Annotated in this window: 21 protein-coding genes; 4 read left to right on the top strand and 17 right to left on the bottom strand. The window is 61.4% G+C overall.

The window, feature by feature from the left end:
• Nucleotides 1–52: 52 nt before the first annotated feature.
• The 3 genes from plsX to CW305_RS04910 are packed head-to-tail and all read right to left on the bottom strand — an operon-like array spanning nt 53 to nt 1849.
• Complete coding sequence (gene plsX, locus CW305_RS04920) at nt 53–1123, bottom strand: phosphate acyltransferase PlsX (RefSeq protein ID WP_104097251.1); 1071 nt, start codon at nt 1121–1123, stop codon at nt 53–55.
• Nucleotides 1124–1126: 3 nt separating this feature from the next.
• Entirely contained in the window at nt 1127–1309 is a 183-nt protein-coding gene (rpmF, locus tag CW305_RS04915; RefSeq protein WP_003293518.1) for a 50S ribosomal protein L32, read from the bottom strand.
• 12 nt (nt 1310–1321) lie between these two features.
• Nucleotides 1322–1849 carry a YceD family protein gene (locus CW305_RS04910; protein ID WP_014820897.1) on the bottom strand — a complete coding sequence of 176 codons (528 nt, stop codon included), beginning with the start codon at nt 1847–1849 and terminating at the stop codon, nt 1322–1324.
• Nucleotides 1850–1952: 103 nt separating this feature from the next.
• On the opposite strand from CW305_RS04910, the gene CW305_RS04905 reads away from it, so the two are divergent.
• Complete coding sequence (locus tag CW305_RS04905) at nt 1953–2531, top strand: Maf family protein (protein WP_104097250.1); 579 nt, start codon at nt 1953–1955, stop codon at nt 2529–2531.
• Nucleotides 2532–2545: 14 nt separating this feature from the next.
• On the opposite strand, the gene sppA is transcribed toward CW305_RS04905, so the two are convergent.
• From sppA to rluC, 3 genes are read right to left on the bottom strand one after another with little or no spacing between them, the layout of a single operon-like run.
• Entirely contained in the window at nt 2546–3529 is a 984-nt protein-coding gene (gene sppA / locus CW305_RS04900; RefSeq protein WP_104097249.1) for a signal peptide peptidase SppA, read from the bottom strand.
• On the bottom strand, nt 3519–4205 hold the full coding sequence (locus CW305_RS04895; RefSeq protein WP_023446723.1) for an HAD-IA family hydrolase: 687 nt from the start codon (nt 4203–4205) through the stop codon (nt 3519–3521). Before CW305_RS04895 ends, sppA begins: the two co-directional genes overlap by 11 nt.
• Nucleotides 4198–5151: a 23S rRNA pseudouridine(955/2504/2580) synthase RluC gene (rluC, locus tag CW305_RS04890; protein WP_104097248.1), complete on the bottom strand. Its 954-nt coding sequence runs from the start codon at nt 5149–5151 to the stop codon at nt 4198–4200. The genes CW305_RS04895 and rluC overlap by 8 nt, the downstream gene beginning before the upstream one ends.
• Nucleotides 5152–5708: 557 nt before the next feature.
• Here rluC and rne point away from each other — a divergent pair.
• The gene (gene rne / locus CW305_RS04880; protein WP_219819251.1) at nt 5709–8843 is read left to right on the top strand and encodes a ribonuclease E; all 3135 of its coding nucleotides are present in this window, start codon (nt 5709–5711) and stop codon (nt 8841–8843) included.
• 372 nt (nt 8844–9215) lie between these two features.
• On the opposite strand, the gene murB is transcribed toward rne, so the two are convergent.
• From murB to CW305_RS04840, 8 genes are all read right to left on the bottom strand, one after another.
• Complete coding sequence (gene murB / locus CW305_RS04875; protein ID WP_104097246.1) at nt 9216–10235, bottom strand: UDP-N-acetylmuramate dehydrogenase; 1020 nt, start codon at nt 10233–10235, stop codon at nt 9216–9218.
• The gene (locus tag CW305_RS04870) at nt 10232–10696 is read right to left on the bottom strand and encodes a low molecular weight protein-tyrosine-phosphatase (protein ID WP_104097245.1); all 465 of its coding nucleotides are present in this window, start codon (nt 10694–10696) and stop codon (nt 10232–10234) included. Before CW305_RS04870 ends, murB begins: the two co-directional genes overlap by 4 nt.
• Nucleotide 10697: 1 nt before the next feature.
• Nucleotides 10698–11462 (bottom strand): 3-deoxy-manno-octulosonate cytidylyltransferase, encoded by a 765-nt coding sequence (gene kdsB, locus CW305_RS04865; protein ID WP_104097244.1) that lies wholly within the window; start codon nt 11460–11462, stop codon nt 10698–10700.
• Nucleotides 11459–11644 carry a Trm112 family protein gene (locus CW305_RS04860; protein WP_003299639.1) on the bottom strand — a complete coding sequence of 62 codons (186 nt, stop codon included), beginning with the start codon at nt 11642–11644 and terminating at the stop codon, nt 11459–11461. The genes kdsB and CW305_RS04860 overlap by 4 nt, the downstream gene beginning before the upstream one ends.
• Before the next feature lie 45 nt (nt 11645–11689).
• Entirely contained in the window at nt 11690–12694 is a 1005-nt protein-coding gene (lpxK, locus tag CW305_RS04855; protein ID WP_041014487.1) for a tetraacyldisaccharide 4'-kinase, read from the bottom strand.
• Nucleotides 12694–13122 carry an ExbD/TolR family protein gene (locus CW305_RS04850; protein ID WP_014820907.1) on the bottom strand — a complete coding sequence of 143 codons (429 nt, stop codon included), beginning with the start codon at nt 13120–13122 and terminating at the stop codon, nt 12694–12696. Before CW305_RS04850 ends, lpxK begins: the two co-directional genes overlap by 1 nt.
• A complete protein-coding gene (locus tag CW305_RS04845; RefSeq protein WP_031298327.1) occupies nt 13119–13751 on the bottom strand; it encodes a MotA/TolQ/ExbB proton channel family protein in 633 nt (210 codons plus the stop codon). The genes CW305_RS04850 and CW305_RS04845 overlap by 4 nt, the downstream gene beginning before the upstream one ends.
• Nucleotides 13752–13822: 71 nt before the next feature.
• Nucleotides 13823–16048: a DNA internalization-related competence protein ComEC/Rec2 gene (locus CW305_RS04840; protein ID WP_104097243.1), complete on the bottom strand. Its 2226-nt coding sequence runs from the start codon at nt 16046–16048 to the stop codon at nt 13823–13825.
• A gap of 150 nt (nt 16049–16198) precedes the next feature.
• On the opposite strand from CW305_RS04840, the gene CW305_RS04835 reads away from it, so the two are divergent.
• Nucleotides 16199–16714: a DUF2062 domain-containing protein gene (locus tag CW305_RS04835; RefSeq protein WP_003299644.1), complete on the top strand. Its 516-nt coding sequence runs from the start codon at nt 16199–16201 to the stop codon at nt 16712–16714.
• Nucleotides 16715–16720: 6 nt separating this feature from the next.
• Here the strand turns inward: CW305_RS04835 and CW305_RS04830 are convergent, their stop codons facing one another.
• The 3 genes from CW305_RS04830 to CW305_RS04820 are packed head-to-tail and all read right to left on the bottom strand — an operon-like array spanning nt 16721 to nt 19918.
• Nucleotides 16721–17965 (bottom strand): lipoprotein-releasing ABC transporter permease subunit, encoded by a 1245-nt coding sequence (locus CW305_RS04830; protein WP_104097424.1) that lies wholly within the window; start codon nt 17963–17965, stop codon nt 16721–16723.
• Nucleotides 17965–18663, bottom strand: a complete 699-nt coding sequence (gene lolD / locus CW305_RS04825) for a lipoprotein-releasing ABC transporter ATP-binding protein LolD (RefSeq protein ID WP_003299646.1) — start codon at nt 18661–18663, stop codon at nt 17965–17967. The genes CW305_RS04830 and lolD overlap by 1 nt, the downstream gene beginning before the upstream one ends.
• Nucleotides 18664–18670: 7 nt before the next feature.
• The gene (locus tag CW305_RS04820) at nt 18671–19918 is read right to left on the bottom strand and encodes a lipoprotein-releasing ABC transporter permease subunit (protein ID WP_104097242.1); all 1248 of its coding nucleotides are present in this window, start codon (nt 19916–19918) and stop codon (nt 18671–18673) included.
• Nucleotides 19919–19954: 36 nt separating this feature from the next.
• On the opposite strand from CW305_RS04820, the gene CW305_RS04815 reads away from it, so the two are divergent.
• The gene (locus CW305_RS04815) at nt 19955–20590 is read left to right on the top strand and encodes a PilZ domain-containing protein (RefSeq protein ID WP_104097241.1); all 636 of its coding nucleotides are present in this window, start codon (nt 19955–19957) and stop codon (nt 20588–20590) included.
• Nucleotide 20591 lies beyond the last annotated feature (1 nt).

Below are 20591 nucleotides of genomic sequence, written 5' to 3'. Positions count from 1 at the left end.
TCTTGTGGTTCTGTTCGTCTGAAGAATACGCCAGGGACCGGCGTCGCGAATTTCAGTTGGATGGCTGGCCACCACCTGCGGTCACATCATCCACATCATCGTACGAATGAGGTGGCTGCAGAAAATGCCCCAGCCTGCTCCTCAGTTGCTCAGGGAGATCATGCTCGACATCCTGCGCCGCGCGCCGGATCGCTGCTTTGAAGCCGTCCGCACCAGCACTACCATGACTCTTGACGACAATTCCCTGCAGCCCGAGAAAGCTCGCACCATTGTACTGAGCCGGATTGAGATCCGCCCGCAGACGGCGCAACAACGGCAATACGACAGCACCGACAATGCGCGCGCCAAGCGAACGCTTGAAAAGCGCCTCGACTCTGGCGACCAGCATCCCAGCCAATCCCTCGCTGGATTTGAGCAATATGTTGCCGACAAAGCCATCGCATACGACCACGTCGGCTTCACCGCGATACAGCCCATCCCCCTCGATGAAGCCCTGATAGTTGAGATCAGCGGCCTGCTGCAACAGCAGCGCGGCTTGTTTGACCTGCTGATTGCCCTTGATCTCTTCGGTACCGACATTCAGCAGCGCGACCCTAGGCTGCTGTCGCCCCAGCGATTCGGCCGCCACAGCCCCCATGACAGCAAACTGGAAAAGCTGCTCGGGCGGGCAATCGACATTTGCGCCCAGGTCCAGCAGCAGGCATGGGTCAGCCTGCGTAGGGAGCGCTGTCACCATCGCCGGCCGATCGATACCTGGCAGCGTTCTCAGAACCTGGCGCGCCAATGCCATCAGCGCGCCGGTGTTACCGGCGCTTACACAAGCATTGGCTTTACCGTCGCGAACCTGCTCGAGGGCAATACGCATGGAAGAGCGTGGCTTGCCACGCAATGCCTGAGCCGGGCGTTCAGCCATACCAATGATTTCAGGCGCATCGACGATTTTCAGGCGCGAACGATCGACCCCAGGATGCTGGGCGACAAGCTGTTCGAGAAGGGAAGATTGGCCGACAAGGACCAGATGCAGCGAGGGGCTTTCAGCCAGACAGGACAGACTGGCCGGAACAATGCAGTGGGGACCGAAGTCCCCACCCATTGCATCGATCGCGATGACCGGAGCGGACAAGGATTACTCGTCAGCGCCCTTGTCGATCACCTTGCGACCACGGTAGAAACCGTCCGGGGACACGTGGTGACGCAGGTGAACTTCACCGGTGCTCTTTTCCACGGACAGAGCGTTCGGCTCGAGAGCGTCATGGGAACGACGCATGTCACGGGCGGAACGGGATTTTTTGTTCTGCTGAACAGCCATTTGGATCAACTCCTAAACGTTTGGGTCACGCTTTAACTGCGCCAGTACGCTGAACGGGTTGGACCGCGTTACCTCGTCCTCACTCGGTTCAGGCTCATCTGGCCCAACCGGCGGCTGGCAAATTTCAGGGTCATGGAGTGGAACAATCGGCAGAGCGAGCAATAGCTCGTCTTCGACCAGCGCCAGCAGATCCAGAGGATCCTCTCCCACTTCCAGCACGTCGTACCCTTTGGGCAGGTGCTGGCTGCTCGCCCCTTCATTCACAACCGCGTAATCGCACTCGCTGTGAATCGGCAGAACAACCGGCTCCAGACAACGCTGGCAAATCATTTTGACTTCAACGTCGAGCTGACTACGGATAACCGCAGTACGCTGCTCGTCGCGCCCAAAGGCAAAACTGGCGCGCACCACACCCTGATCATCCTCAAGAGGATCGGCGAGCCGCTTCAGCTGCGACAATTGCAGCTCACCGGCTAGGGTGGCCGCTCGGTCGGCGAGCTTGCGCGGATCAACGTGCGGTGGTATCGGTCCTTTCAACATAAGCGCGGCATTCTAGGGACGCGCCCGCAGCCTGTCAAAGGAATTCCGCCCAGCTTCACGACGCAACGCATACAATCTCGCACCTATATATAAAGGAGGAATCATGCGCCGCCTGCTGCTTGCATCCAGCTCACCCTATCGACAGGAATTGCTCTCCCGGCTGGGACTGCCGTTCGAAAGCTGCGCCCCGGATATCGATGAAACCCATCTACCCGGAGAAAGCGCCGAACAACTCGTAAACCGACTCGCCGAGCAGAAGGCCAGAGCGCTTGCCGAGCGGTATCCGAATCACCTGATTATCGGCTCCGATCAGGCTGCAGTATTGGACTCGAAGATTATCGGCAAACCGCACACCTTCGAGCGGGCAAAACAGCAACTGCAATCCGCCAGCGGCAACAGCGTCCGATTTCTGACCGGACTGGCGCTCCTCGACAGCGCGACAGGCAGAATTCAGACCGACTGCATACCGTTCACCGTACACTTCAGAGAACTAGATGAAGCCCGAATCGAGCGCTATCTGAGAATTGAAAAGCCCTACGATTGCGCGGGCAGTTTCAAGGCTGAAGGATTAGGCATCAGTCTTTTCCGCGCCACCGAAGGCGAGGACGTCACCAGCCTGGTAGGCCTTCCGCTCATCCGCCTGGTGGACATGCTACTGAACGCAGGCTACGACGTTCCGTGAGCGCGAGCCGGCTGCTATCGCAACACCGGCCCCTGCACCCCAACCAGAATAGCCAAGCGTTCGGCGACGCCAGCACCAAGTTTCTTGGTAAAACGATCCAGCGGCGACTCTTTGACAGTGAAGTCCACCAGCTCGGGCTCACCGATCACCTCGCGCGCGACATGCGCCGTACTTCCCAAACCATCGATCAACCCGAGCTCCAATGCCTGCTCCCCAGACCAGATCAGACCTGAGAACAACTCCGGATGCTGCTCCTCCTGAAGGCGATCGCCGCGACCACGCTTGACGCTGTCGATGAACTGCTGATGGGTGGTAGCCAGCACGCCTCGCCAGAACTGGGTCTCCTCAGGCTTTTCCGGCTGGAACGGATCCAGAAAAGCCTTGTGCTCACCCGCCGTATAGACACGCCGCTCGACGCCGAGCTTTTCCATGGTATCAACGAAGCCAAAGGTGGCCGCGGTTACACCGATCGACCCCACCAGACTGGACTTGTCAGCATAAATTTCGTCCGCGGCGCTAGCGATGTAGTACGCACCCGACGCCCCCAGGTCGGTAATCACCGCATAGACCTTGATGGTCGGATGTTCGCCGCGCAAACGCCGGATTTCGTCATATATATAGCCCGACTGCACCGGACTGCCCCCCGGGCTGTTGATTCGCAGCACCACACCCTTGGTATTGGCGTCCTCGAAGGCCGCCCGCAAGGCACCGACGACGTTATCGGCGCTGGCAGGCTCTTCATCCGCGATCATGCCGCGCACATTGATGACCGCCGTATGACTACCCTCCGCGCCCTTGCTGGAACCAAACTGCAGCGCCGGGGAAAACAGTGCCAGCGCGCCGAACAGGTAAATGAAGGTCAATAACTTGAAGAAGATACCCCAGCGCCTAGCGCGCCGCTGCTCGTGAACCCCTGCAAGCAGCGTCTTCTCCAGCAGCTTCCAGCTATTACGATCACCCTTGGACTCGTCTACCGGAGCCTTCCACTCATCCGACATTTGCATTCACCTCAGAAACCGCCAAGGAGCGCAGCCAATCACCAAGCTCCGAAAAATGATTGATCGCAGTGCGCGGCTTGCACTGCTGCAGGATGTGCAGTGGTTGTGCGCCATAAGCGACAGCTACGCCATCCACACCCGCGCGATGAGCCATCTGCAGGTCAAACACCGAATCACCGACCATCAGCGCCTGCTCCGGACGAGCACCGCAGTGAGAAAGAATCTGGTGGATCATCAGTGGATCGGGCTTGCTTGCCGTCTCGTCCGAACAACGGGTGATATCGAAGAAGTCCTCCCACCCCTGCCCAGCCAAAACGCGATCAAGGCCGCGACGCCCCTTTCCAGTCGCGACAGCGAGCATATACCCGGCGTCACGGAACTCGGATAACGCCTTGGCGACTCCCGGATAAAGAGCTGAAGGCTGGGTCTCCAGGGACAGATAATACTCGCTATAGCAGTGACGAAAATCCTCGATCAGCGCGACATCCGCCTGATCCGGATACAACACGCCAATCGCTTCCGGCAAGGCCAACCCGATGATGCCCTTGACCGAGGCATCATCGACCTGCGGCAAACCACAATTTTGCGCCGCAACATGTATCGATTCGACAATACGCCCGATCGAGTCGACCAGCGTGCCATCCCAATCAAATATCAGAACCCGGTACTCACTCACCGAGACGCTCCAGCGTTCGCGCCCACATTTCGTCGACGGGCGCCTCCAGGGATAACTCACCGCCATCAGGCAAGGGAACCTTCAGCGCGTATGCATGCAGGAACAATCGCTTGCCGCCTAGTTCGCGAATCTCGCGAGTGAACTCCTCATCACCGTACTTGCTGTCGCCGGCGATGCTGTGCCCGGCATGGCGCGCGTGCACACGAATCTGGTGCGTGCGACCGGTAACCGGCTTGGCCTCCACTAGCGTTGCGAAGTCACCAAAGCGACGAAGCACGCGAAACAATGTCAGCGCTTCCTTGCCGTCCTCGGTCACCTCGACCATTCGCTCACCAGAGCGCAGTGTGTTCTTCAGCAACGGCGCATTGACCTGCTTCTTCGACGTTTCCCAGCGACCACGCACCAGAGCCATATAACGCTTGTCTACACCGTCACCGCGCAACGCCTGATGCAGGTGGCGCAACATGCTGCGCTTCTTGGCGATCATCAGCAGACCGGAGGTATCGCGATCCAGTCGATGCACCAATTCAAGCTCCTTGGCATCAGGACGCAGTTGCCGCAAAGCCTCGATCACCCCGTAGCTGAGCCCGCTACCACCATGCACAGCTATGCCGGCCGGTTTATTCAGTACGATGAGCGCCTTGTCCTCGTGCACGATGGCCTTTTCCAGCCTTTCCAACAGTCCTTGAGCAAGCGGCTCAGGCTCGTCGCGCTCGGCCAGGCGCAGCGGCGGCACGCGCACCAGATCACCGGCTTGCAACTTGTACTCAGGCTTGATGCGCCCTTTGTTCACACGCACCTCGCCCTTGCGCAAGATGCGGTAGATCAACGTCTTGGGCACGCCTTTGAGCTGGTTGCGGAGAAAGTTATCAATGCGCTGGCCGGCAAGTTCCGGCGCGACCTCGAGTATTTGCACACCGGAGGTCTGGGAGGGGGTATTGGTCATCGCGGCATCATATCAATTTTCATGGAATTGAAGCACTTAAACATTGCTGTTATAGTCGCGAACGCCGCCAAAAGCGGTCAGGTCCAGGGATGCCAGCGATACCGCCAACCCAGACCGGCAAAAAAATGTTCTAGGACGTGAGGCCGTCCGACGGAGCTTCCCTCAAGTAGCGGAGAAGTTGCGAAACAAGCCTTGAAGACATGATGCGTGCCCCCTATGGGAATCGCGATAATCGACAACCCGCTCCCCGGATTCTGCGAGCGGCACCCGATTTTCAAAGTATGCGTGTTGGGTGGAGATGCACAGCATCGGATTGCGTAGCAAAGGCTTTCACAGACGCTTCATTCCGTCCGCTACCGATGCCTGATTCCTCCTCCCGAACCATTGCTTCTGTTCCGACAGCAAGCAGGAGACGTCGTCGCGACGCCGGCCCATTTGGCCGCACATCGCTGGACACTGGAGTGCTTTACAACCATTCCTGACTCACCTGACACCGACCGCGAGAGTCGTGTGTGCCGAACGCCGTTTCCGGATGCCACGGAAACCGACGGTACTACATGAAAAGAATGCTAATTAACGCAACTCAGCCCGAAGAGTTGCGTGTCGCACTGGTCGACGGCCAACGTCTGTTCGATCTGGACATCGAATCAGGTGCCCGCGAGCAGAAGAAAGCCAACATCTACAAGGGCAAGATCACCCGCGTCGAGCCCAGTCTCGAAGCTGCTTTCGTCGACTTCGGCGCCGAGCGCCATGGCTTCCTCCCCCTCAAGGAAATTTCTCGCGAATACTTCAGCAAGTCGCCTGAAGGCCGCGTGAACATCAAGGACGTCCTGCGCGAAGGCCAGGAAGTCATCGTTCAGGTCGAAAAAGAAGAGCGCGGCAACAAAGGCGCTGCACTGACCACCTTCATCAGTCTGGCCGGCCGTTATCTGGTCCTGATGCCGAACAATCCGCGCGCTGGTGGCATTTCGCGCCGCATCGAAGGTGAAGAACGCAATGAATTGCGTGAAGCCCTGAACGGTCTCGATATCCCCGCTGACATGGGTCTGATCGTCCGCACTGCCGGCCTGGGCCGCTCCAGCGAAGAGCTGCAGTGCGACCTCGACTATCTGTTGCAGCTCTGGACCGCAGTCAAGGATGCTTCCCAGGATCGCCCCGCGCCATTCCTGATCTATCAGGAATCCAACGTCATCATCCGCGCCATCCGCGACTACCTGCGCCAGGACATCGGCGAAGTGCTGATCGACAGTGTCGAAGCACAGGACGAGGCATTGAGCTTCATCCAGCAGGTGATGCCGCAGTACGCCAGCAAGATCAAGCTGTACGAAGATTCCGTACCGCTGTTCAACCGCTTCCAGATCGAAAGCCAGATCGAGACGGCCTTCCAGCGTGAAGTAAAACTGCCTTCCGGCGGCTCCATCGTCATCGATCCGACCGAAGCATTGGTATCCATCGACATCAACTCGGCTCGCGCCACCAAGGGTGGCGACATCGAAGAAACCGCCCTGCAGACCAATCTGGAGGCGGCCGAGGAAATCGCCCGCCAACTGCGGTTGCGCGACATCGGCGGACTAATCGTCATCGACTTCATCGACATGACCCCGGCCAAGAACCAGCGCGCCGTCGAGGAGAAGATGCGCGAAGCACTGGAAGCCGACCGTGCACGTATCCAGGTCGGCCGCATCTCGCGCTTCGGTTTGCTGGAAATGTCCCGCCAGCGTCTGCGCCCCTCTCTGGGCGAGACCAGCGGCATCGTCTGCCCACGCTGCAACGGCCAAGGCATCATTCGTGACGTCGAATCGCTGTCGCTGGCGATTCTGCGCCTGATCGAAGAAGAAGCCCTCAAGGACCGCACCGCCGAGGTTCGCGCCCGCGTGCCGTTCCAGGTTGCAGCATTCCTGCTCAACGAGAAACGCAACGCGATCACCAAGATCGAGCTGCGCACCCGTGCGCGCATCTTCATCCTGCCGGACGATCACCTGGAAACGCCGCACTTCGAAGTTCAGCGACTGCGTGACGACAGCCCAGAAATCATGGCAGGCCAAGCCAGCTACGAAATGAGCCCGACCGAGGCCGAAGAAGCTCAGCCGGTCAGCTCCACACGCACCCTGGTTCGTCAGGAAGCGGCGGTCAAGACCGCACCGCAGCGCACCGCACCGGCGGCAGCCGCCGCAGCGCCAACCGAAACACCCGTTGCCGCGCCGGTGCAGGAACCAAGTCTGTTCAAGGGCCTGATCAAATCCCTGGTCGGACTGTTCGCAGGCGAGACGAAAGAACCGCAGGCCACAGCCGAAGTCGAGAAGAAGCCCGCCTCGCCGCGCCCGCAGCGCAATGACGAGCGCCGCAGCGGACGCCAGCAGAACCGTCGCCGCGATTCGCGCGGTGGCCGTGATGAGGAGCGCAAGCCGCGCGAAGAACGCCAGCCCCGTGAGGAGCGCCAAGCTCGCGAGGAGCGTCAGCCACGCGAAGAGCGCCAGCCGCGCCCACCACGCGAGGAACGCAAACCCCGTGAACAGGCCGAAGTTGCCGAAAGCCAGCCGCGCCGCGAGCGAGCCCCACGCGAGGACCGCAAGCCCCGCGAGGAGCGTAAGCGCGAACTGCGAGCACCAATCGACGAAGCTCCGATCGCTGTAGCAGCAGAAGAAGAGCAGGCCGAGCGGCAACCACGCGCCCCGCGCGAAGAGCGCAAGCCGCGCGCCGAACGGCAAGCCCCGGTAGCCGCCGATGAGCTGCTGCAGCAAACCGAGGATGCGAACGAAGCCGAGGACGCCCAGGACTCCAACGAGGGCAGCGAAGGCAACGACGGCGACCGCCCACGCCGCCGCTCCCGCGGCCAGCGTCGTCGCAGCAATCGCCGTGAGCGTCAGCGTGACGCCAACGGTAACGAAATCGACGAGGTCGACGAGAGCAACGCCCCGGTGAAAACCGAGGAAATCGCCGTCGCAGCAACAGCCGCCGCCCTGGCCGCGAACACCGCCGACACCGAAGCGGCGCCACAGGCCAAGCTCGCTGATGACGCCGTGATTCAAACCAGCACCGAAGGTGTAGCGACGATTGTCGAGCATGCGCCAAGCGTGGAAAGTGCGGACGAGCAGCGCACTGTGGCCGAGCAGTCGATAGCTATCGAAGCTGCAGACGAGACATCGACACACGCTGCCGAAGTTGCGCCGAGCGAAGCACCACAGGTCGTCCAAGCCAACGACACCCCACAGCCTGCCCCGGAGCCGGTGGTCGAGAAAGTCGAAGTCGCACCGGCCGTGGCGCCAGTGCTGACGCCTAGCGGACGCGCGCCTAATGATCCGCGCGAGGTCCGTCGCCGTCAGCGTGAAGCCGAGCGTCTGGCCAAGGAAGCGGCAGAAGCCGACGCCAAGGCCGCAGCGGAGCAACCTCTGGCCAGCCCGGAGATCGTCGCCAGCGAGCCAGTCGTCGAAGCGCAAGTTGAACAAGTTGCGGAACCGGTGCCTGCCGACGCCCAGCCTGAGCAGTTCGCCGAGCCAGTCACCACCCTCCACGAGCAGCCGCTCGCCGAGGCTGACGAGCCCGCCGAACAAGCACAGGTGTCGACCGCTGAAGTAGACGAGCAGAAGCCAGAAGCACCGACAACTGAGGAAGTGGTTCAGCCATCACCCCAGGAGTCGGAACAAGCTGCAGAAGGTGACCAGCCAGATAACCGTGAGAAGCCGCAAGGCTAAACACCGCTGGCCTAAAAAAGGGATGCTTCGGCATCCCTTTTTTTTGCATTGTCCCGTCCTGAATAAGGTTTACACCTTCGTCTTATTCATCGAGAGAACGCTCATGGCAGAAGGGGTGCGGCGCAGTCAGCAAGGCTATTCACTGCCCCATCTCTCCCCGAAAAAGCCGTCACGGCGAGCTTGAGAAGCCGGACCGACTGCAGGTCGAAATTGAGCTCGCTTACATCCGATGCACATCGCAGGTTCTGCTTGGTTGCCCGCGCTAGGCGAACCGAGTGCGAGATCAGTACAGCTCAAGCGACCAGAACCAGATATCTACACCACCGCACGGCCTGGCTTTAAAGCAGCCAGAACTGACCGTACCAGTCGTAGTCAGAGCACATTTGGCTCGATCTCAAGGCTGACGCCGAAGCGCTCCAGCACATCGGCCTGGATACGTCGCGCCAGGTCCAGCAGCTGCACCCCCGTGGCCAGGCCATGATTGACCAGCACCAACGCCTGCAGCCGATGCACCCCGGCGTCGCCGTCACGAAATCCCTTCCAGCCAGCCTTCTCGATCAGCCAGCCAGCCGCCAGTTTCACTTGACCGTCGGCTTGCGGATAACCGACCAGCGCGGGGTAACGATCGCGCAGCGTCTGAGCAGCGGCAGCCGGCACCAGCGGATTCTTGAAGAAGCTCCCGGCGTTGCCCAGCTGCTGTGGATCCGGCAGTTTTTCACTGCGGATGGCACAAACAGCTCGGCTCACATCCTGCGCGGAAGGTACGGTAATCCCCTGCTCCGCCAAACGCTGGCGGATCGGCCCATACTCAAGATGCAGCGCTGCCTGGCGACGCAACGCGAAACGCACTCGCAGAATCAGAAAACGCCCTGGCTGCTGTTTGAACAGACTGTCGCGATAACCGAATGCGCAGTCGTCCTGGCTGAACTCTCGGAGGCTCCCTGTTTCACTATCCAGTGCAGTGAGCCCTGCAAATACGTCCTTGATCTCGACACCGTAGGCACCGATATTCTGGATTGGTGATGCACCAACGGTACCTGGTATCAGGCTCAGATTCTCGAGGCCCGCCAAGCCTTGATCCAGCGTCCAGAGCACGAATGGGTGCCAGGGCTCGCCTGCCTCCGCCTCGACCAGAACCTGCTCGGCAGACTCATCGATGATGCGTTTGCCACGGCTGGCCATATGCAGGACAAGCGCCGGCACGTCACGAGTCAGCAGCAAGTTGCTGCCGCCACCGATCGGCAGCAGCGGAACGTCGAGCCGACGCGCCTGGGCGAGCGCGTCACGAACATCCTCATCGTTATGAGCGGCCGCGAAGTAGCGCGCACGCTGATCGACAGCGAACGTGTTGAATGCCTTGAGTGATCGGTTTGATTCGAGGGTCAGGCTCACAGTCGTCCCTTCAATTCCACGAGCAGCGCATCACAGGCCTCCTCGAGGAGATCCAGTACTTCCTCGAAGCCATCTTTCTCGCCGTAGTAAGGGTCTGGCACCACGCCACGCGCCAGGTCGTAACGGCGTAGCAACAGATCAAGCTCCGCCCTGCTCGCTTCGGGGCGCAAGGCCTCCAGTCGAGCCAGGTTGTCGTGATCCATCGCCAGAATAAGGTCGAAATGCAGGAAGTCTTCCGGCTGCACCTGGCGTGCGCGCAGCGCTGTCAGCCGATAGCCGCGTTTGCCGGCCGCGGCGCAAGCACGCGAGTCCGGAGCCTTGCCCACATGCCAATCGCCGGTCCCAGCAGAATCGATCTCGATCCGACTGCCGAGCCCAGCCTGCTCGACGCGCTGGCGAAACACGCCTTCGGCGGTGGGCGAGCGGCAGATGTTGCCCATGCAGACGAACAGGATTCTCATCTCAGCCGCCCAGCAGACGACGGACCCGCTCCAGGTCTTCCGCGGTATCCACCCCCGCAGGCGGTGCCTGTACCGCGTCTGCAACGTGAATACGCTGGCCGTGCCAGAGCGCGCGCAACTGCTCCAGACACTCGGTATCCTCGAGCCAGCAAGGACCCCAGGAAACGAAATCAGCGAGGAAACCGGCGCGATAGGCGTAGATACCAATGTGCCGGCGGTACGGCACGCCAGCAGGCAGTACGCTGCGATCGGCGGCAAACGCATCTCTTGCCCAGGGCAGCGGCGCCCGGCTGAAGGTCAGCGCTAGGCCATTGGTGTCCGAGAGCACCTTTACCACGTTTGGATTGAACAGCGTCTGCACATCGCTCAATGGTTCGGCGAGCGTGGCGATGGCCGCCTCGGGGTGCGCAGCCAGATTGGCGGCAACCTGATCAATAACTGCCGGGGGAATCAGCGGCTCGTCGCCCTGCACGTTGACCACGATGGCGTCACTCGGCAGACCAAGCTGCTCGCATACCTCAGCCAGCCGGTCGGTGCCGGAGTTGTGGTCGGGGCGGGTCAAAACAACCTGCGCACCGAATGCCGAGCAGGCATCGACGATGCGTGAGTCGTCGGTGGCGATGACCGCGCGCTGAGCCGTGCTCTTGCTTGCCTGCTCCCACACGTGCTGGATCATCGGCTTGCCGGCAATGTCCTGCAACGGCTTGCCAGGCAGGCGGGTCGAGGCATAGCGGGCGGGAATCACGACAGTGTAGGCAGTGCTCATTTGTCGAGGCGCTCATCCACGTCCAGCGTACGGGCCTCGCTCTCGAGCATCACCGGGATGCCATCGCGCACGGGAAACGCCAGGGCGTCGGCCTTGCAGATCAGTTCCGACTTGTCATCGGTCAGCTTCAGCGGCCCCTTGCATAGTGGGCAGGCCAGTATGTCGAGCAGTTTGGTATCCATGCGCAGTCCTTGGAAGCGTTCGACTGCGATGGCAGTGCGAGCGGCTTAAGAGTGATCGGGCAGCAATCGCGCCAACTGGCCGTCGAACCAGGTGACGAAAGCCGCAGAAGGTACGGCGTGCACCTGAAGATATGACCAACCCGGCGGTGCGAAGGCCCGGCATTTCACCGCATCCTTCTCGGTCATCACCAACGGCAGGGCGGGGCTGAATTCCAGCTGCTCCTGGCTGTAGGCGGCGTGATCGGCGAAGGGGTGCGGAATCGGACGCCAGTGTAGCGTTTCGAGCGTGGTGAAGAAACGCTGCGGGTTGCCGATGCCAGCCACCGCGTGCAGCAGCTGGCCGGCGGGAAAGTGATCGAGAGGCCAGCGCTCGCCGGAGCACAGTTCGACCAGCGCGACCGGCTTGAGGCTGAACGCATAGCCGTCGGCGGTATCCGAATCGGTGCCGTTGACCAGCACAGCATCCACGCTATTCAGGCGTTCGGCCGGTTCGCGCAAGGGGCCAGCCGGCAGGCAGCGCCTGTTGCCCAGCCCGCGTGCCGCGTCGATCAGTACGAGTTCGAGGTCCCTGGCCAGCCGATAGTGCTGCAGGCCATCGTCGGAAAGGATCAGGTCAAGCGATTCGGTCTCCAGCAGGCACCGTACCGCGCGTGATCGGTCGGGATCTATCATCAGCGGTACGCCGGTACGCTGCACGATCAACAGCGGCTCGTCGCCTGATTGCTCCGCCGAGTGTTCGGGTTGAACGCGCCAGGGCAGCGCCGACGGCTTGGCACCGTAGCCGCGGCTGACGACGCCGACGCGCAGCCCGCGGCTACGGCAATGCTCGATCAGCCAGAGAATCAGTGGAGTCTTGCCTGTTCCACCTACGGTGATGTTACCCACCACGATGACCGGCACTGGTGCGCGATAGGCAGCGCTTTCACCTTTGAGAAAGCGCCGTCGCTTTGCCTCGACCACGCGCCGATAGAGTAGCTCCAGCGGAGCCAGCACACATAGGGCCGGATGCCCCTGATACCAGGCGCGTTGCAGGCGATCGGCGAATGACATCAGGGAGAGGCCTGCGCCTCGACCGTGGTGATGCGCAGTTGGCCGAAGCCCAGCTTGCCGGCGGCATCCATCGCGGTGATCACCGCCTGATGCGGGGTCTTACCATCGGCGCTGATGACCATCGGCAGCCGATTGTCGCCGCCAGATTCCTTGCTCAACGCCGCCATCAGCGAATTGAGGTCGCTCTTCAGTAGCGCTTTGCCGTTGAGCGAATAATTGCCGGCCACGTCGATCAGCACTTCCAGCTGGCGGACCTCGGCATCCTGGGGCGGTGTACCGCTGGCGGCTTCCGGAAGATCGACCTTGAGCTGCGTTTCACGGGTGAAGGTCGTGGTGACCACGAAGAACAACAGCAGAATGAAGACCACGTCGATCAGCGGTGCCAGCCCAATCTCCACGTTCTCCCGGGGTTTGCGACGGAATTTCACGCCTTGTCCTCACCGAGATCGACATCGCGGTCGCCCTGCACCACTTCCACCAGCTTGATCGCTTCCTGCTCCATGCCAACGACCAGCTCGTCGACGCGGCGTTGCAGGAAACGATGGAAGAACAGCGCTGGGATACCGACCATCAGGCCCGCCGCGGTGGTGATCAGCGCTTTGGCGATGCCGCCGGCGAGCAGGGGCGCATTGGCCATGCCCGAGTCCATGAAGGCACTGAAGATTTCGATCATGCCCAGCACCGTACCCAGCAGCCCGAGCAAGGGCGCGATGCCGGCAATGGTGCCCAGCGCGTTGAGGTAACGCTCGAGGTCGTGAACGACCCTGGCCGCGGCTTCCTCGATGCATTCCTTCATGATCTCGCGACCACGCTTGGAGTTGCTGAGGCCGGCGGCAAGAATCTCACCCAAAGGCGAATCCGCGCGCAGCTCCTTGAGCTTCTGGTTGCTGAGTTTCTTGTCTTTGATCCACTTCCACACCTGGCCAAGCAGATGCGGCGGCGTGACACGACTCGGGCGCAGCGTCCACAGGCGCTCAGCAACGATGCCGGCGGCGGCGATGGAACACAGGATGATTGGCAGCATTATCCAGCCGCCTGCTTTGACCAGCTCCCACACGAGATGAATCCCCCTCGAAAAAGTGGCGCCACTCTAGCATAGGGTCGAGGGGTCGCCGACGGCCGCCGTTCTCATTTTTCCCGCCAGAACCGACGTTCCGCACGCTGTATCTCCGCCACCGAGAAATCGCCGAGATCGATGCGGATCGCGCCGTGCAAGGCGGTGTCGTAAACGTCGATTGCGGACGCTTCGAGGCGAGCGGTCACAGCTGGATGAGGATGACCGAAAGCGTTGTGCAGGCTGCGCGAGATCAGCGCGGCGCCCGGTTTCACCGCTCGCAGGAATGGCTCCGACGATGAGCTGCGGCTGCCGTGATGAGGCAATAGCAACCACTGCGCCTTTACGTCCTGTCCGCTGAGCAGCAACGCCTGCTCCGCGGCCTGATCGATATCGCCGGTAAGCAGCACCCGTTCGCCATTGGCCTCGACCAGCAGAACGCATGACGTCTGATTGCTTTCCCGGGCCGCCTGCCATTGCCAGAGACTGAAACGCACGCCGTTCCACCGCCACTCGGCACCGTTTTCACAGGGCTTGGCATTCAGATCGGTCGCATGTCGTTGCGGCTCCCCACTGACGGTCCGCGCGACCGGAAGCAGTCGACGGATCGCCTGAGCGCCACCGGAATGATCGTTATCCGCATGGCTCAGCAGCAGTATGTCCAGCCTCTTCACGCCCAGGCTTCGCAGCGACGGGAACACGACACGCTCGCCGGTATCGAAATCACCCTGCCTCGGTCCCGCATCGTAGAGCAACGCGTGCTCCCGGGTCCGCACCAGTACCGAAAGCCCCTGCCCCACATCCAGCACCGAGACCTGCGCCCGTCCTTCGGCTACTTCGGAATACGGGGGATACACCAACGGCGCCAGGAGCACCAGTCCGAGCGCACGCACCGGCACACCTGACGGCAATAACATCAACAGCACACCCAGCCCAATCATCAGCAAGGCCCAGATGGGTATACCGACCGCCAGCCAGGCGGGTTGCCAGGTAGCCATGGCGAACAGCAGCTCGAACAGCAGCGCCAGCGAGGTGCCGACCAACCAGAGTAGCGTCTCGCCGATAGCGCCCAACGGCAGAAGCAACGTACCGAGCAGCGCGAAGGGAACGGTGAGGCTTACCCAGGGTACGGCAATCAGATTGGCCAAAGGCCCGCTGGCGCTGACCGGCAGTCCCAGCGTCAGTAACAGAGGCAGCAGGCCGAGGGAAGCTGCCCATTGGGCGCGCGTCAGCGTCGCCCACCACTTCCATCGGCCGAGCCGACCGGAGAACGCCAGCGCGAGCACCGCAACGGCCCCGAATGAGAGCCAGAACCCCGGCAGCAACGAGACCAGGGGATCGACCAGCAGGACACCATTCAGCGCCAGCAACAGCGGCTGCCAGACACCCAGATGACGAAAGCGCAAGCGCCAGAGCAGGACCACGGCGACCATGAGACACGCACGACGCACCGGCACATCGAACCCCGCGAGCCATCCATAGGAAAGCGCACCAGCGAGAGCCAACGCGCATGCGCATGGAAGCCAGGGCCAACGGCTGGGCCAGAAGCCCCATCGAGCTGCTAGCGCAACCAGTCCGTATAGCAAGCCAGCCAGCATGCCGATGTGCTGTCCGGATATGACCATCAGGTGCACCGTGCCGGTGTCCTGCAACACCTGCCAATCCTCACGACTCAGGCCGGAGTCATCACCGACCACCAGTGCCGCGACCGCGCCTTGTCGACCGGACGCGGAGACCTCCATCAGACGGAGCCTCAAGCGGTCGCGCCAACTATTCACGGAGTGCGGCGCGAAGAGGCGCTCTCCCGCCTTGACCGAACCGGTCGCGCCAATGCGACGCGCCAGCAACCAAGCTTCGTAGTCGAACGCATGCGGATTGACCAGGCCACGCGGACGTTTCAGTCGAGCCGCAAGCCGCCAGCGCTCGCCGGCCCGCACTTGCGGGCCGCCGTACCAGGACAGACGCACCTTCGACGGCAGCCCAGCATGCCTCGACTCGATATCCTCCAACTCGAAGCGCACGACATCGCCCGTGCTGGTGGGCAATCCACTGACCGTTCCCTGGATCCAGTATGTCCGGCCATCTTGCGAAACGGGCAGGCGATCATCAATGGCACTCTGGCACTGCCAGCATGCCCAGGCGAACCCAAGGAGAAGCAACCCAGACGACGCCCAGCGCCGACGCGAAAGCAGCAAGCCCCCCAGCACGCCAAGCACGCACAAGATCCAGACAGAGGGCAACGCCGGTAAGAAACGGGGCAAGACGAGGCCTGCCGCGAGCGCCAACATCCATGTGCGCATGCTTTTTCGACTCCTGGAATCCATTCCGGGACCGCTGTGGGCGGATGGTCAATTTGTCGCGGGCGTAGACCTAATGTCACAAGACTCCTGTCAGCGCCGCATCGCGATTCGAGGCATAATCGCCGGGCTGCAGCCTGCCAGAGAACCTTCATGCCGCGTCGCTTTTTCAAACGCTACATGCCGCACCCCGATCGCATCAAGACTAACAAGTCCCTGCGTTTTCTCGGCGCGCTGATTCACGATCCCAATCTCTGGCATCTCAATAGGCACTCGGTGGCGCGAGCCATGGCTATCGGCCTGTTTTGGGCGATGATTCCGATGCCCATGCAGATGCTCGCGGCGGCCGTCTGTGCGCTTCCCGCGAGAGCCAATCTGCCCATCGCGGTAGGTTTGGTCTGGCTGACCAACCCGCTGACCATGCCTCCGGTGTTCTATTGCAATTACAAGGTCGGAACCTGGCTGCTGGATACACCGGCCTCTGACATGCCGGCAGAATTGAGCCTGGCCTGGGTAAGTCACATGCTGCAGCACAACTGGCAGCCGCTGTATCTGGGCTCGCTGGTTTCGGGCGTCGTTTTCGCCATTCTCGGCTACGTTCTAACTCAGGCCTACTGGCGCTGGTGGGTCGGGCGCAGCTGGCGCCGGCGACAGAACGGCCGGCGCTAACGGCCATCACTCGTAGCGCAGTGCCTCGGCCGGCTGGGTCTGCGCGGCTCGCCATGCCGGATAGAGCGTAGCCAAGAAGCTCAAGCTCAGCGCCGCGACCGATACCAGCACCACGTCCTCCAGACGCAGCTCCGATGGCAGGGTGCTGATGAAGTAGACGTCGGAACTAAAGATATGCTGGCCTGACACTTTTTCCAGCCAGGCCACCAGAGCACTTACGTTCAGCGCACCGAGTACGCCCAGAATCACGCCTATCACGGTGCCACTGAAGCCAATGATGCTGCCCTGAACCATAAAGATCGACATGATCTGCCGTGGAGTCGCGCCAAGCGTGCGCAGAATCGCGATATCGGCTCGCTTGTCGGCAACGACCATGATCAGCGTCGCAATGATATTGAAGGCAGCCACCGCAACGATCAGCATCAACAACAGGCCAATCATGGTCTTTTCCATCTTCATCGCGCTGAATAGGCTGCCCTGCGTATAAGACCAGTCCTCCACGCGGTAGCCATCACCGAGCATTTCAGCCACCTGCGCTGCCACTTCCGGCGCCCGATACAGGTCGCTCAGCTTGAGCCGCACGCCCTGCACCTGCTGCGGCGCCCAACGATGGATCTGCGCAGCATCGGCGCGGTGGATCATCCCCAGGCTGCCGTCCAGATCGGCGCCCACCTTGAATACGCCAACCACATTCAGCCGCTGCATGCGAGGCGTGACTCCACCGGGCGAGGAGCTCACTTCCGGCACGATCAGTGTCAACTTGTCGCCCAGCTTCAGACCGAAGCGCCGGGCGGTCATCAAGCCGACGATGACGCCGAACTCACCTGGTTTCAGCGCATCCAGACTGCCTCCGACCAGGCGATCACCGACGATGGATACATCCGCCTCAGCCTGCGGATCGATACCGCTGATCTGTATCGGCTGCATGCTGCCCTTGAATGACAGCATGCCTTCGAGCTGGGTGACGGGTGCGCTGCCGACAATCTGAGGATGCGCCGACAGGCGCGACGCGACGGCCTGCCAGTCGTCCAATGGCTGATCACCAATGACGGTGGCGTGGGACACCATCCCGAGAATGCGCGAACTCATCTCGCGCTGAAATCCGTTCATCACGGACAGGACCATGATCATCGCCAACGCGCCAAGTGCCAGGCCGATCAGCGAGGTCAGGGAGATGAACGAGATGAAATGGTTGCGCCGCTTGGCACGGGTGTAGCGGCTGCCGATAAAGACACTCAGAGGCCTGAACATCATTCGACCACCAGACGTCCGTCTTCCAACCGCAGAATCTGATCCATCTGCGCGGCAAGCTGGCGGTCATGGGTAACCACCAGGAAGGCGGTCTGCAACGACTTGCTGAGCTCCAGCATGAGGTCCTGGATGCCTTGCGCCGTGTGATGGTCAAGATTTCCGGTAGGTTCGTCGAGCAGTACCAGCGCCGGCTCGTTCACCAGCGCCCGTGCAATCGCCACACGCTGGCGTTCACCGCCAGAGAGCTCCGCCGGCTTGTGCTCGAGGCGATGCCCGAGTCCGACACGCGTCAACAGCGCAGCGGCCTTCTGCCGCGCTTCCGGGATCGGCGTCCGCCCGATCAGCAACGGCATGCAGACGTTCTCCAGTGCAGTGAATTCGGCAAGCAGGTGATGGAACTGGTAAACGAAGCCCAGCGCGCGGTTACGCAATAACCCGCGATCCTTTTCGTTGAGCGCCGAAAGCTCCTCACCGGCCAGCCAGACACTGCCCTCACTGGGCGTATCCAGCCCGCCAAGCAGGTTCAACAGGGTGCTCTTGCCCGAGCCGGAACTGCCGACGATGGCGACGCGCTGCCCCGGGAACAACTCGAGTTGCAGGCCGGACAGCACTTCCACCGACTCCGGACCCTGCTCGTAGCGTTTGCCAAGATTGCGGCAGCTCAGCACCGCGTGCTTTTGCGAAGAAAGCTCGTTCATAACCTGTTCACTCATAACGTAGCGCCTCTGCCGGCTGGGTGCGCGCAGCGCGCCAGGCGGGATACAGGGTCGCGAGGAAACTCAGGACCAGCGCGGCAACACAGACCTGGATGACGTCGGCCGCCATCAGCCGTGACGGCAGATAGTCGATGAAATAGACGTCGGCGCTGAGAAACTTGTGTCCGATCAGGCGTTCCAGGGCAGCGATCCAGCTGCTGACATTGACCGCCGCGAACATGCCCAGCAGCGCCCCGACCAAGGTGCCGACGACGCCGATCACCGTACCCTGGACCATGAATATCGCCATGATCTGTTTCGGCGTCGCGCCCAGCGTGCGAAGGATGGCGATATCGCCGCGCTTGTCGGTTACTACCATCACCAGCGTCGAAATGATGTTGAACGCCGCCACCGCCACGATCAGCAGCAGCAACAGTCCGATCATGGCCTTCTCCATGCGAATCGCCTGGTACAGGTTGCCATGGGTGCGGGTCCAGTCACGGGAATAGAAATCGTCGCCGAGCTGGCCGGCCAGCTCCCAGGCAATGCGGGGCGCCTGGAACAGGTCGTCGAAACGCAGACGAACCCCCTGGACCTGGTCCGGCTTCCAGCGCTGCAGCCGTGCTATGTCAGCGATGTTCGCCAGCGCAACGTAGCCATCGATCTCGCCGGCTCCGACGTGAAAGATTCCGGTCACGGTAAAACGCTTCATGCGCGGGAACATCCCCGCTGGAGTCACGGTGACTTCGGGCGCCACGAAGGTGATCTTGTCACCCACGCCGACACCGAGCTTAGTCGCAGCCTTGTCACCGATGACGATGCCGAACTCGCCTGCGGCAAGATCGTCCAGCGAACCTTCACGGAAAAACTGATTGATGATCGAAACCCGCCGTTCGGCCTCGGGGTCCACGGCGTTGATCAGGATCTTCGTCACCTGGCCCTGATGGGTCAGCAACCCCTGGCTTTGAATGAAAGGTGCCGTCGCCGCGACCTGGGAGTGCCCTTCGAGGCGCTTCCCAAGTGTCTGCCAGTCGCCAATTGGCGTCGGGCTTTCGATCGTCGCATGCGGCACCATGCCCAACACGCGGGTACGCATCTCGTGATCAAAGCCGTTCATCACGGAAAGCACGACGATCATCACGAGCACACCCAGGGCGAGCCCGATCATGGATGTCAGGGAGATGAAGGAGACGAAGAGGCTACGACGTCTGGCGCGGGTGTAACGCGCGCCGATAAAGACGGACAGCGGTCTGAACATAAGATCGACGGGTTCGCTGGCGGGGGAAAAAACAACATGCAGCTGACGTCACCGCGGGGCCTGATACACTCTGGCCATTACTGCATCCCGGGTATCGCCATGCCTACACAAGACACTGAAGAACGCCGCGAATACTACCGTATCGAGGATCGTGTGGCACTGGAAATCATCCCGGCCGACCAAGGCCAGGAGGCCGACGCAGCGCCCCTACCGCCGCTTTTCAGCCTGCTCGGCGAGCTGCACCAACTTGATTTCGAAGCGCAGCATTTGTTGCGGCAGATTGCCGAGAGCAATCGCACGCTGGCCAACTACCTGAAGGTGCAGAACAAACGAATCGAACTCCTGGGCCAGGCACTGGCGCAGGATCTGCTGAAGGATCAGGGCGCACCGCAGCCGGTGATATTGTCCGAAGGCGGTATCAGCTTCGCCAGCGAGCAGCCCAGGGCTGAAGGAGAGAGGCTCACGCTGAAACTGATTCTGCTGCCCCAGGGGCTTGGCCTTGTGCTGGCCGCGCGGGTCATCTACTGCACGCCGATGGATGACGGGCGTTACGATATCGGCACAGAGTTCGAAGCGTTGACTGATGCACAGCGACAGTTGCTCGCACGACATATCCTGCAGAAACAGGCGCTGGAGCGGCGCCTGGCCCTGGAAAGCCTGCAAGGAGATTGAC

This window comes from Stutzerimonas kunmingensis (assembly GCF_002929225.1).
Lineage (GTDB): Bacteria > Pseudomonadota > Gammaproteobacteria > Pseudomonadales > Pseudomonadaceae > Stutzerimonas.
This window is presented reverse-complemented; position numbering and strand designations above follow the sequence as displayed.